Annotated in this window: 11 protein-coding genes and 1 tRNA gene; 4 read left to right on the forward strand and 8 right to left on the reverse strand. The window is 39.2% G+C overall.

All coding sequences use genetic code 11. The features are described from left to right. Positions 1–96: 96 nt before the first annotated feature. The 5 genes from ACWICE_RS09140 to ACWICE_RS09160 all read right to left on the reverse strand — a co-directional run bounded on the left by ACWICE_RS09140 (position 97) and on the right by ACWICE_RS09160 (position 7,696). Positions 97–1,788 (reverse strand): RagB/SusD family nutrient uptake outer membrane protein, encoded by a 1,692-nt coding sequence (locus ACWICE_RS09140; protein ID WP_313259327.1) that lies wholly within the window; start codon positions 1,786–1,788, stop codon positions 97–99. 28 nt (positions 1,789–1,816) lie between these two features. After that, entirely contained in the window at positions 1,817–5,089 is a 3,273-nt protein-coding gene (locus tag ACWICE_RS09145) for a SusC/RagA family TonB-linked outer membrane protein (RefSeq protein WP_313259330.1), read from the reverse strand. Between the two features lie 517 nt (positions 5,090–5,606). Then, positions 5,607–6,332 carry a ThuA domain-containing protein gene (locus ACWICE_RS09150; protein ID WP_454298168.1) on the reverse strand — a complete coding sequence of 242 codons (726 nt, stop codon included), beginning with the start codon at positions 6,330–6,332 and terminating at the stop codon, positions 5,607–5,609. Between the two features lie 5 nt (positions 6,333–6,337). Further along, complete coding sequence (aroB, locus tag ACWICE_RS09155; RefSeq protein ID WP_313259333.1) at positions 6,338–7,402, reverse strand: 3-dehydroquinate synthase; 1,065 nt, start codon at positions 7,400–7,402, stop codon at positions 6,338–6,340. Positions 7,403–7,489: 87 nt separating this feature from the next. Then, positions 7,490–7,696: an RNA-binding S4 domain-containing protein gene (locus tag ACWICE_RS09160; RefSeq protein WP_454298169.1), complete on the reverse strand. Its 207-nt coding sequence runs from the start codon at positions 7,694–7,696 to the stop codon at positions 7,490–7,492. Between the two features lie 95 nt (positions 7,697–7,791). Between ACWICE_RS09160 and ACWICE_RS09165 the strand changes: the two genes are divergently transcribed. Beyond that, positions 7,792–8,982 carry a proline dehydrogenase family protein gene (locus tag ACWICE_RS09165; RefSeq protein WP_185212203.1) on the forward strand — a complete coding sequence of 397 codons (1,191 nt, stop codon included), beginning with the start codon at positions 7,792–7,794 and terminating at the stop codon, positions 8,980–8,982. 87 nt (positions 8,983–9,069) lie between these two features. Further along, the gene (locus tag ACWICE_RS09170) at positions 9,070–9,681 is read left to right on the forward strand and encodes an HAD family hydrolase (protein WP_185212204.1); all 612 of its coding nucleotides are present in this window, start codon (positions 9,070–9,072) and stop codon (positions 9,679–9,681) included. A gap of 1 nt (position 9,682) precedes the next feature. Here the strand turns inward: ACWICE_RS09170 and ACWICE_RS09175 are convergent, their stop codons facing one another. Then, positions 9,683–11,056, reverse strand: coding sequence for a hypothetical protein (locus ACWICE_RS09175; RefSeq protein WP_454298170.1), 1,374 nt, complete (start codon positions 11,054–11,056; stop codon positions 9,683–9,685). 12 nt (positions 11,057–11,068) lie between these two features. Then, a complete protein-coding gene (locus tag ACWICE_RS09180; RefSeq protein ID WP_454298171.1) occupies positions 11,069–11,677 on the reverse strand; it encodes an RNA polymerase sigma factor in 609 nt (202 codons plus the stop codon). Between the two features lie 200 nt (positions 11,678–11,877). Here ACWICE_RS09180 and ACWICE_RS09185 point away from each other — a divergent pair, with 200 nt between their 5' ends. Then, positions 11,878–12,726, forward strand: coding sequence for a universal stress protein (locus ACWICE_RS09185; protein WP_185212206.1), 849 nt, complete (start codon positions 11,878–11,880; stop codon positions 12,724–12,726). A gap of 2 nt (positions 12,727–12,728) precedes the next feature. After that, positions 12,729–12,965: a hypothetical protein gene (locus ACWICE_RS09190; RefSeq protein ID WP_185212207.1), complete on the forward strand. Its 237-nt coding sequence runs from the start codon at positions 12,729–12,731 to the stop codon at positions 12,963–12,965. Between the two features lie 52 nt (positions 12,966–13,017). Here ACWICE_RS09190 and ACWICE_RS09195 read toward each other — a convergent pair. Further along, positions 13,018–13,090: transfer RNA gene (locus tag ACWICE_RS09195), tRNA-Thr, on the reverse strand. Positions 13,091–13,184: the final 94 nt, after the last annotated feature.

The following is a 13,184-nucleotide window of genomic DNA, read 5'->3' on the forward strand; positions in this document are numbered from 1 at the left end:
AATTTAAGGAAGTATGAAACAAAGATTTTATAGAAAAAGAGAAGGGCTGATCTTTCGACCAGCCCCATCTTCTTTTATTGAATTAACCTAATAGTTCTATTTTAAAGCCCCATTGCTACGGTCGATCTCTACCTGAGGAACAGGCCAGTATTCACTGTTTGCAGAGAAGGTTAAACCTTTGTAAGCAGGCAGAAATGAACCTTCAAATGTTGAATAGCTTTCTAATACTGATTTAGCTACTCCCCAACGTACAAGGTCAAAGAAACGGTGTCCTTCCATTGCCAATTCGATGCGGCGTTCCGTTCTTACGGCAGTACGCGCATCAGCTTGGGAAGCAAAGGCTGGATATGGCTTCACGTTATATGCTGCGGCATTGGCACCGGTTCCTGTTTTCTTTGCAGGAAGCGTAGCAGCACGCTTACGAACATCATTCACCAATTTCAAAGCTCCTGGAAGGTTATTTGCTTCAACCTCACATTCTGCAGCCATCAACCACACATCAGCTAAACGGATGATATTCACATCCAAACCGGTAAGGTAATTGGCTCCCGGAGCTGCATTGGTAGCAAATTGAGATACAGGGATCATGGTTTTGATGGTTACAAAAGGTCCAGCGTATTTAGCGTCACGGATCCATGCATTACCTGGCATAATTCCATAGTCCAAATATGAAACACCTCTACGACCAACGGTATAATCTAAACGCGGGTCGAATTTCAAGTTCACATCTAATACGTATGAATCTGTTGGGTTTTTCAAATCGGAAAGGTATGGAGTAGCACGGTAAGCGGTAGTTGATAATGGAAGACCATTGGCATCTACCTGGAATGAATTTACCAAATCAATAGTTGGTTGATAGAATCCACAACATCCTACTGGTGAACTTCCATACAGACCGGATAACATATCCCCTACGTTGGAGTTATCAGCAGCACCATTGGAATTGATGGCGTGTTTTGAAACCATCACCACTTCAGGTCCGTTTTCTTTCGTTACATCAAAGTTATTCCAGTAAGGCATGGTCGTGATATCCTTACCTGCCATAACCTCTTTAAACAAAGTCAATGCTTGAGCGTATTTCTTTTGGTATAGATAAAGCTTACCTAAATATGCTTTTGCAGCATTTTTGTCCATACGACCAAACTCATCTTTGATTTTGGTAGCTGGCAAATTAGCGACCGCAAATTTGAAGTCCTCTTCAATAGCCGGAGTAATATCCTTGTCATTTGGAATGGTCTGTGCTTCAGCAGTTGTCGTTGCTTCGGTAATGATTGGGACATTTCTAAAGATCCTCCATAGGAAGAAGTTGTAATGGCCTCTCAACATCTTTGCCTCAGCTTCGATTTCCTTAGCTCGCTCGGCAGAGATTTCCTTTGGTCCTGCTTGATCTGCGGTAAGTAACTTCAAGGTATTGTTACAACGTAAAATCCCTTCAAAGTATACTTGCCACATTTGGGACAGGTTGTCATTTGTACTGATCGCATTATAGGTTTCGATCATGTTCATTGGTGTCTGGTCTGTAAGCTCTGAACCTTTGTGTGCATTGTCTGATGCAACTTCACCAAATAGCCACTGGCTAGGTGCAGAAGCATAGTTGCCCCAAGTGCCACTTACATTACCATTTAAGATACTGTATGCACCGATCAGCGCACCTTCCACACCATCTTTATTCCCTACCTGAGGCTCAGACAACTGGCCTTGAGGTAATTTCTGTAAAAATTCTTTTCCACAGGAAGTAACAAGTAGCATTCCCGCGCCTAAAAGAATCATTAATTTATTTCGTTTCATGATTGTTCTATTTAATATTCTCTACCTACTAAAATCCTAAATTAAGTCCAAATGTGTACTGACGAGCCTGTGGATATACCCCAAAGTCAACACCCAATGCTGGGTATGCAGATGGAGTAGCTGAAACCTCAGGATCTAAGCCTTCGTATTTGGTAATCGTGAATAAGTTGGTAACACCTAAATATAATCTTAACCTATTGAATGTAGTGTTCTCACCAAATAACTTTTTAGTTGGCAAGTTATATCCAATTTGGAAATTCTTAAGCTTCAAGAAACTACCATCCTGTACATAATAAGAGGATGTTGCGTATTCCATCGCACTTGTTTTGTCAGCTGGATTAGGTAGAGATGGGATATTGCTACCTTTGTTTGATTCACTCCATGCATCTAATACCCTTACGCTCTTTTGTCCGCGGAATACCCCGAAGTCTGTAAAGTAACGAGTAGCTTCATACAGGTCATTTCCTTGGGAACCATAGAAGTATAACAATACGTCAAAGTTTTTGTAAGCAGCGTTAATATTCAATGAATAAGTGAAGTCTGGGTGTGGATTACCAATAATAGTTCTATCACCTGGGTCGATCTCACCGTTTCCATTTATGTCTGCATATTTCAAACCTCCTGGTCTTGCATCATCATATGAAGGTGAATTATTTACATCATCCACACTTTGATAGATACCGGTTACTTGATAACCATAGAATGAACCGAATGGTTGACCTTTCTGTAAGATGGAAGTTTCCATAGAACGGAAGGCACCATAGTTAACCTGTGATACGGTTGGAGCTAATGCAACCACTTCGTTTTTGTAGTTTGAGAAATTAGCAGCTAAATCCAAAGTAAATGGTTTCTCTTGTCTGTGTCCATAGTGGTAGCCCAAAGAGAACTCAAATCCTTTGTTGCTCATATCACCGATATTTTGGTACGGAGAGGCAGCTCTACCCGCAGCAGCAGCTGGAAGTGGGACCAAGAACAACATATCAGTTGTTTTCTTGTCAAACCAGTCGATCGATCCGTCTAAATCACCGTTCAATACCGTGAAGTCCAAACCTACGTTCAATGATTTAACCTGCTCCCATTTAATATCTGGGTTAGAGTAAGAGTTTTGCCAGATACCATTCACTACACCATTATTGATCGGGTATGAAGATTCTGTCAAGGAAGCTAAATATCTGTTCAAATACTGGAATCCTGGGATACGTTGGTTACCTGTCACCCCGTAACCTGCCCGAAGTTTTAAGTCAGTTAACCATTCTGCGCTTTTTGCAAACTCCTCTTGAGAAATACGCCATGCAGCACTTACCCCTGGGAATACCCCGTATAAATGGTTTTCACCGAAATTGGATGAACCATCACGACGAGCAATTAAACTCAATAAATAACGGTCTTTGTAAGCATAGTCTGCTTTTCCCATCAATGAGAACATACTTCCAATTGAACCAGAACCATTATTGTTGAAGTTCGAACTACCTGCATTTAGATACAAATAGTCTAAACTGTTCATGATGAAATAACCATTCCTACTTCCATCAATACCGCGGTTACGGTTTTTGATGGCCTCAGTACCTACCATTACGTTAAGACTATGATCTTCACCTAGATTAGGTTTGTAGTTTAAAGTATTGGTCCAAGTCCATTCTGTGGTATATCCCTGATATTCACTCATACCGTTATTGAAACTACCTTCAGAGAACTCTGGGTTTGGATAAGTGTAACTTACGCCATTGTAGTTTTCATATCTCAAACCGAAGTTTGAGCGTAATGTCAAACCATCGATGATGTCGTACTCTGCAAATGCATTACCGAAGAAGAAATTCGAACGGTTCATGTTATCCTTAGCGCGATAAGCTAAAGCCACTGGGTTTTCACCGTTTCCTAAATCCTTACCAAATGAACCCGCAAAGTTTCCACCCTCATCATACACTGGGATAATGTTCTGGATACGGTAAGCGAATCCCAATACAGATCCTTCTCCCTGATAACCACCCGCAGTATTTGGGTTAACACCCATACCATGACCTTCTGTATAAGCATAAGAAAGATTTTCACCAAATCTTAGTTTCTTATTGAATGCATTGAATTGGGTATTGGTCCTTACGTTATAACGACGGAAACCGGTATGAATAATACTACCTCTTTGATCAAGGTAGCCTCCTGAGAAAGCATATTGGGAAGTTTCATTTCCTCCCGTGGCAGCTAATTGATACGATTGGATTGGAGCAGTTTGCGATAATTCATCAAACCACTTCGTACCTGCTTTATTGGCTTTAGTAATTTGATAGAACGATGCACGATCTTTAGCAAAATAATTGTACTTGTTCATGTCCGCATCTGCTGCTGTCACATCCCAGTTGGTTTTAGAACCGGCCAATAGATAGTCAGGAAGCTGCAAACTCGTTCCATTGAATTTATTGTCGATATCCAAAATCTGCTGAGGAGTCAGCATCTTGGGAAAGGAGCCCTTGTTTGGAACACCTGCGCCTGCATAGGCATCTAAGGTGATTTTGGTACTTCCTTCTTTTCCAGATTTGGTCGTCACGATTACAACCCCGTTGTTCGCACGGGCACCGTAGATTGAAGCTGCAGAAGCATCCTTCAACACCTGCATACTTTCAATATCATTTTGGTTCAACCAGCTCAACTTGCCTTCATAAGGTACACCATCGATGATGTACAGTGGTTCGTTGTTGTTAATGGTTGAATAACCACGGATACGGATTTGAGGAGTTGAACCTGGAGCACCGTCATTGACAATCTGAACCCCTGTTGCACGTCCTTGCAAAGCTTCAACGGCACTACCTGCAGGTTGAGACTTCAATTCCGACACGTTTACAACTGCAACGGATCCTGTCAAATCTTTCTTCCTTTGCGTACCATAACCAGTTACAACCACTTCTTCCAGATTACTGCTATCTTCTGTAAGCGTAATGGTAATGGGTTGAGTGGTAGAGCTGATCGTGTAACGAGCAGAAGCAAAACCTACATAGGAAATGATTAGGACATCGTTTGCTTGCGCATCGATTTCAAAATTTCCAGAAGCATCTGATGAGGTACTCGACGTCTTGCCGACGATTTTAATGGTAGCTCCAGCAATTGGCTCTTGAGTTGCCTGGTTAATAATCTTACCTTTTACTGGACTTTGCATCGCATATAATGGATGCATAGCGATTTTATTCCAAATTGAAACTTCTGATGCGGAGACACTGCTCATCGCGAGCACGCCCATTGAAATCAGAAGTCCATTTTTTAGCAGTCTTTTGGGAATAAAAGAATTGCTATGGAACTTCATTGATCTTCCCATAATAGAATTTGTTAGTTAGTTTGTTAAATTATTAGTTCAATGATGCAATAAATCTTAATCTCAAGGCATAGCAAAGCCATGAATTAAATATTTATTATTTAAAGCCATAGAAATCCCATTTATGGGAAATCTATCTTCCTAAAAAGAAATGTAGTCTTTTAAGTTATTTTGGTTTACTAATTGGATTTAAGTACTCGTGTGTCATAAGCTGTTAGTTAAAGTTATTTAGTTTATTAAAGTTATCGGTATTTATGGTACTTTCCCTTTCACTTCACCCCCTCTGCTTAATGTTAACAAAGTGTACATCAAACACTTTTAAATTTCTGTTGTACTTTTCCTTCATATAAAAATGGAATAATACAATATTAACAGGAATTGATTTTGTTTAGAATTAAGTTTACAATTAGAACTAATTTATGAATAATTTTTAATAAACAAGACTTTTCCGCAACAATTTATTTACAATAAAAAAAGGAGGTAAAATACCTCCTTTTTATTATCATTTATTGAGAATCAATTAATAACCTAAAACATATTTTAGCCCTCCCACGAGCTGTTTTTGGAAGTTCGGTTCGTATAAAGATTCCTTCGTATGTCCTAAGCCTGTGTAAAAGACTTTTATTCCTTCAAACTTCTGGTACCAAGCTATGGGATGAAAATCACCCATTTTTCCATTTTCATAGGATTTCTCATCGATGGTCATCAAAATCTTAAGATCAGGTTTAACTTTGGAGAAGTCATACCATTCGTCCTTATGCATCCATACCTTTGGCAAATGCTTTGTAGCCAAATGTTTCCTGTTCTTTACATCAATTTTCGCTTCTTGCACAGCAGGATGGCTGGCAAAATATGCTCCTACTAAATTATTGTACCATGGCCAGTCGTGTTCTGTATCTGTCGCTGCATGAACACCCATAAAACCTTTACCAGATTTCAAAAAATTCTGGAAAGCAACCTTTTGTTGCTCATCTAAGATGGTACCGGTAGTACTAAAGAACAAAACAGCATCAAAATCCTTTAATGAATCCGCTAAAAAGACATTTGCATCCTCCGTATGAAACATTCCAATGTTTTCATCCTTCAACAATTTGGTCAGGACCTTCACTCCTTCTTCAATGTTGTCATGCCTAAAACCTGCTGTCTTGGTAAAAACTAAAACTTTCTTTGGCTTTACAATTCCTGTAGCAAAAGTAAAACAGATACTTAAACAACAGACTAGGGTCAGTATGCAAATTCTTTTCATTTGATTTATTTGGTTTTTGATTGATAAAAATCTAGACTCTCAATGATGGAATCCTCTTCCACATATTTATTGAAGTCGCAATCTCCTATTTTTCTTAACAGCGCAAATCCAAGTTTATTGCCTTCATTCTTCTTATCATTCTTCATCAATGCCAATAACTCAGGATAAACTGCTGAATTTAAATTGTATTTAGGATAGATTGACAATAGGTAATTGACTATCTCATCCAATTCGGCTTTATCCAAATTGTTAACCTTATGTGAAAGATAAGCTTCACAAATCATTCCAATAGCAATTGCCTCTCCATGTAATAATGGATTTACATCAGTTACCAAGGAATATCCTTCAATAGCGTGTCCTATCGTATGTCCAAAATTCAAGATCTTCCTTAAGCCTTTTTCAGTAGGATCTTCTAGAACAACTTTATTCTTAATGACAACAGAATCGTACACCATACCTTCAGGTATAACAGGCAAACTAACTGTTTTGCAACGGCTAAATAAATCTTTATCCTGGATCAAACCATGCTTGATGACCTCAGCAAATCCCGAAAGGACCTGACGGTCATCTAATGTTTCAAGAAATTTATTGGATATAAACACAGCCTTTGGTTGGCTGAACGTACCTATTATGTTTTTTACATTATCCAAGTCTATCCCAGTCTTACCACCCACGGAGGCATCAACTTGAGAAAGCAAAGTTGTAGGAACATTTAAAAAATCAATACCTCTTTTATAGGTAGAAGCGGCAAATCCGCCCATATCGGTTACTACTCCACCGCCTAAGTTTAGCATGAGGGCTTTTCGATCGGCGCCAAAGTCCAACATGGTTTTCCAAACACCTATACAGAAGTCTATGTTCTTGTTCTCTTCTCCTGGATCTACCTCAATAATATCATAATCAACAATATCAGGTATGGCAGCCTGAATGACAGGTAAACAATGATCATTCGTGTTTCGATCTACGAGTATCAAGAGTTGCGAATAATCATGATCAATGAGAAAGGACTGCAGTTCATCTAACTCATCATCGAATACGACTTCGTATCCTAAACTATTAATCTTCTTCATATATAATTTCTACCTAAAGATAGATTTTTTTATTGAATGTAATTGGATTTTTAAAACTGTAAACAGATATTTTACAGAGCTTAAGAATTATTGAACTTTCAATTTATTCCCATCGAATTCCACGATATCTCCTACCTTAACTTTTAATCTTTTCCTGTAATCGACTTGGCCATTGTACTTTACAAGTCCTTCTTCCACCACCCATTGAGCCATGGCTCCATGCTCAACCCAGTTCATGACTTTCAATAATTGGATCAATTGGATATAGTCCCCTTCTAATGTAAACGTTTGCATAAACAAAAGTAATTTTAATTGACAGTATTTACATTATAACTATGTTTTTAATTCATAAAAAAAGCCTAATTTTACCAACATCAAATTAAAGTAATATGGACATAGCTTCACCCTTAAAGCTTGACTTTAACAACACCGAAATTGCCTTTCAAGGCAAAAGCGACAAAGACCTTAACAAAGCGTATTGGTTATTTAAAATGGTCGCGAGCAATACCCTAATTAAGATAGGGACACCAATTACAAACTTTTCGTTGAATATCGGATTACCGATTCAAGGCATTATCAAAAACACCATCTACAAACAGTTCTGTGGAGGAGAAAGTATCCAAGATTGCCAAACCGCAATCCAAGACCTTGGTAAAGGTCATGTAACTACTATCCTTGACTATTCTGTGGAAGGCGAAGACTCGGAAGAAAGCTTCGATGCATGCTGCGCTGAAATCCTCAGGACCGTAGAAGCTGCTAAAGCAAACCCTCTGATCTCCTTCTGTGTGTTCAAACCTACTGGTTTGGGAAGATTTGACCTATTGGCCAAAATCGATGCTAAAGAATCACTTTCCCCTGAAGAACAAGCGGAATACAAACGCCTGATGGAGAGATGTGACCGTATCTGTAAAGCTTGTTATGATAACGACATCCGCGTGCTTATCGATGCTGAACACTCCTGGATCCAGGATACCATTGATGATATTGCTAGAGAAATGATGGAAAAATACAATTCGGAAAGCCCGATTGTATATAATACCTATCAAATGTACCGTCATGACAAATTAGCTTCCCTTAAAGCTGATTTTGCCTATGCTAAAACTCAAGGTTTCCACCTTGGTGCCAAACTTGTTCGCGGTGCCTACATGGAAATTGAAAGAGAAAGGGCAAAAGAGAACAATTACCCTTCTCCGATCCAACCTAACAAAAAAGCATCTGATACCGATTACAATGCCGCTGTGGACTTCTGTCTTGACAACATTGATACAGTCGGCCTGATGGCAGGTACGCACAATGAGGAAAGCTGCAGGTTATTGGCTAATGAACTTGAAAAAAGAAACATCCCTCACAATCTTCCTAACGTGTTTTTCGCACAACTTTTAGGAATGTCGGACAACCTTTCTTTCAATTTGGCTGCTGCAGGTTACAATGTGGCTAAGTATATGCCATACGGACCGGTAAAATCAGTAATGCCTTATCTGTTCCGCCGAGCTCAGGAAAACACCTCCGTAGGTGGACAGACTGGACGTGAGTTGAGCTTAATCATGAAAGAGCTGAAACGTCGTAAATCTGAAAAATAAGATTAACACGCATACCTTGATTCAAGGTATGACCATAAAATGATCACGAAAGTCTCCAATTCATGGAGACTTTCTTATTTTTGCGGCATGACGGAAGAAAATTATCAGAAATACCTTAAACTAAAAGAAATCGCATCCCCTTTCAAAGCATTACTGTTTGACGTCGATGGCACCCTAGCAGATAATATGCATGCCCATAAAGCTGCTTATGTAGAAACTGCCAAGGAACACGGCATTCTATTGAACCCCGATCTGATCGATGAAACAGCAGGATGGCCTACTGTGGATGTGGCAGATGAAATCTCTTCCCGTTATCAGGTTCCTTTGGATAGATTTGAATTTGCAAAACGAAAGTCTGCCATCTTTATTGAACATTTTATTCAAAAGACACAACCCGTAGAATTTGTCAGACAGGTCCTATATGATTTTGCTGAATCAAGAAAAATTGGGATTGTATCTGGTGGAAGCCGCTCTACCCTCAACATTACTTTGGATGTCATTAACGTAGTCGGAAGATATGAGACTTTGGTCTGTGCAGGCGACACGCCTGAAGGTAAACCTTCTCCTCAACCTTTTTTATTGGCTGCGGAACACTTAAATGTCAATCCAAGCGACTGCTTGGTCTTTGAAGACGGTGATCCTGGAGTACAAGGAGCAATTTCTGCTGGAATGGCTTGGGTCCGTATCGATCAACTGTAGCCTAGAAGTTAGTGATGATCCTTATACCACCGTTGGTATAATTCATATCTGCTCTTTTAAAACTGCCTACAGGCATTTTAAAATAAGGCTCAACCGAAAGATTGATGTTTTTGTTCATCTTCATTTCTTTACCGATGGAGAAATTGACAAAACCACCAAATCCATTGCTGCTCACGTTTTCATCCTCCGTCTTGATTGCTCTGGAAACCTGCTTAACAGCCGTTTTTACATCCGCCTCACTCTCAGGAAGACCATTGCCAAACAATTCAGTATTGGCATTCTCTACATAATGTGCATATCTGTTCTGATTGAATACAGCGGCATAAGTTATACCAGAGGAAGCATAAAACCCAGACTTAGACTTTACCCGAACATCCAAGGGAACTTCCAATGCTTGGACATTTCCCGAAATTGCATTTACATTCGGAAGAATGATGGCATTACTGCTTGCAAAATTCTGGGTCAGACCGTTAGCCGTAATTTTCTGCAGTGCATCTTTACTGGCCACTACAGGAGTTTCTGAATTCGCCACTGGATCTTTCATTTGAGAAACATCATAGCGATTGTAAGCCAATCCAGTCCTAACACTTACATTCTTATTGATATTATAGGCTAACAACATCCCGCCTCCAAAATTGAACCGTTCATTGGTGGAATTCGGAGAAACGAAAAGCCCTAAATCAAACTTCTCCCTAAAATTGAATTTCCTATTTTTTATTAAGGGCTCAGCACCATTCTTTGCCTCTTGGGCTTGATATGCCAATTCGCTATTGACATTATTTTCCCTGAAACCTCTCAGGTCGTTATCCATTTCAATCTTCGCTCTTTTATTGGATAGATTATAGGAATGAAGTGCATTAGGGATCTGGATACCTCCTGGATAAATCCCATCATTTGAATAATTGGATATCAATCCCAGGTCCTGGTAACCTCTAATCTCTGCATTAACATCCTCAACTCCCGCTTGAGCTATTAGGCCATTCCCTTGTACTGGAGTATTCAAATCAGATTGACTTGCAATTAAATTACCTTGAGAACCAATTACACTTTCATCCTGACCGCTTACAACATCCTGGTCACCGCCGTTATCTTGAATACCGGTTTCATTGTCTACAACAGGATCTTGGTTAGCGGTAATTTGATTATCAATATTGTTAGAGGTATTTTCCGGCCAATACATAACCGTTCCAATTCCCAACAATAAAATTGCCGCAGCGCTGGCAGCCCAATAGAAAGTTTTGTTCCTTTTAACCGGGGCAGCACCATATCGACTCTGAAAATTCTCCCATGCACCTTCCTTATATGGAAGCTCTTCCATGGATTTCATCTTTTCGACGATCTGTTCGACAATATCTTTTTTATTCTTCTCTTCCATTATCTAAACGAATCAGGATTTAATATTTTCTAAATCAATTTGACTCAAATACAATTTGCGCAACTTTTGCTTCGCTCTTGTCAAATAAGTCCTGGAAGTACTCTCTGGGATTCCCAGCTCCTTCCCTATCTCCTCATGCGAATAACCTTCAATTTCATACAGGTTGAAGATCGATCGCTGAATATCTGGCAACTGCTGTATCAAGGAAAGCATATCCTCATATTCCAACCTGCTTCCATTATCTACGGAATAATGTATGGTATCACTACTACTCAAATCGTCCAGCATATACATCTGCTTCCGAACCCGCAGGGCATCGATCGACGTATTAACTGCGATCCTCGCTATCCAAGACTTGAAAGTCTTCTCTAAAACATTGGGATCTTCATGCAATGAAAAGGTCCTGATCTTATTGAAGGCTTTCACAAAACATTCATTGGCGAGCTCCTCAGCCTCCATTTCATGCTTCATATAGCGGATCACGATAGCCATCACATAACCATAGAATTTCTTGTATAGGAAGGATTTACTCTTCTCAGAATTAGACATAGCACATTGCTCCAAAGCTGTCCTTAGGTTCAATGCTGTACTGTTACTGAGATATTTCCTTAAAATTCCCACCTATGTCTTCTCTAATCTTCTGTAATTAAAAAAACTATAGATGAAGCTAAGCTTTATTCATACAAATCCTGCTATAAATATTCTATATTAGGATAACGATATAAAACAATTCCATGCTACAGTTGGTATAAAATAATGATAAAGGTCATTAATTCCTTGCCCATTATTTGGTAAATTTAACAAACACAAAATTAACGACTATGAGAGCCATCTTATTTCCTACAGATTTTTCCGAAATCGCCAATAATGCGTTCCTCTATGCATTACATATTGCCAAATCGATTGATGCCAAGATTTATGTGCTATACTCCTATCTAGAGCCGGTACTTTCCGCAACGCACGGTGGACAACCGGAACTTTTAGGAGAAGTCTATCAGACCATTGAGCTCAACCAATTCGAGGTCTATAAAAAGAAAACCCAAAAACTCCGAGAGATCGCTTCCGAGATCGGGATGCAAGAAGTTGAATTAGTTTTTCTTTTTGAAGAAGGGCCGGTCGCTTCAGTGGTAAAAAGCATTGTAGAACGCGAAAAGATCCATTTGGTGGTTATGGGAACACATGGTGAATCTGGATTTCTTTCCAAATTAATCGGAACCAATACCGTAAGTGTTATCAAGTCTATCCAAAACCCAGTTCTTGCGGTTCCTCCACATGCTAAATATCAAGGTATCAAGCGCACTGTCTTCACGACTCTATTCCGTGAAAAGGACAAATCCGCGTTGAAGGAAATGCTCATCATGGCAAAAGCTGTGGATGCTAAAATCGAATGCTTACACGTGATGCACAATGATAAAGTGGCCGATGTACTATTGCAGACGGAAGCTTGGCAAAAGGAATTTCCACAAGAAAACATTAATTATGTTCTCCTGGATGAGGTTGAAAGCATAGAAAATACCATTGCAAATTATATCCTTGAAAACAATATTGATATATTAGGTGTCGTTAAGAGAAACCGAAGCTTCTTTGATCGCCTATTCAACAGCAGCATCAGCAATAACCTTGCTCTGCATTCAAAGGTGCCAATATTGGTTTTTCATGAAGAAAAATAAACATGCAGCAGGTCATTAAAAAATTAGAATCATTAAATCGTATCAACGATAAAGCAGAGAAATTCACAGAGATAACAGATGAAAACTTTGTCGAACATGGAATTCTATTCTTTATCCCACTCGAAAAATATGAAGTAAAAGTCCTGATCCCTGCACCGCACCATAAAAGCCTTTTCCAAAACGGTACACCAACCTTTAAACAGGTACTGAACCATAAAGAGGCGATGATGCTCAAATAGAAAAAAAAATAGAAAAACAAAAAAGAGGGTATCAATTGATACCCTCTTTTTGAGCCTCCTATCGGAATCGAACCAATGACCTACTGATTACAAGTCAGTTGCTCTACCAGCTGAGCTAAGGAGGCATTTCCCTTAAAAGCGATGCAAATATGTGAACTTCATATCAATTTTACAAATCTTTTGAACTCCTTCATTCTTACAAAAACACTAACTAAATGA

Source organism: Sphingobacterium sp. NPDC055346 (assembly GCF_053645235.1).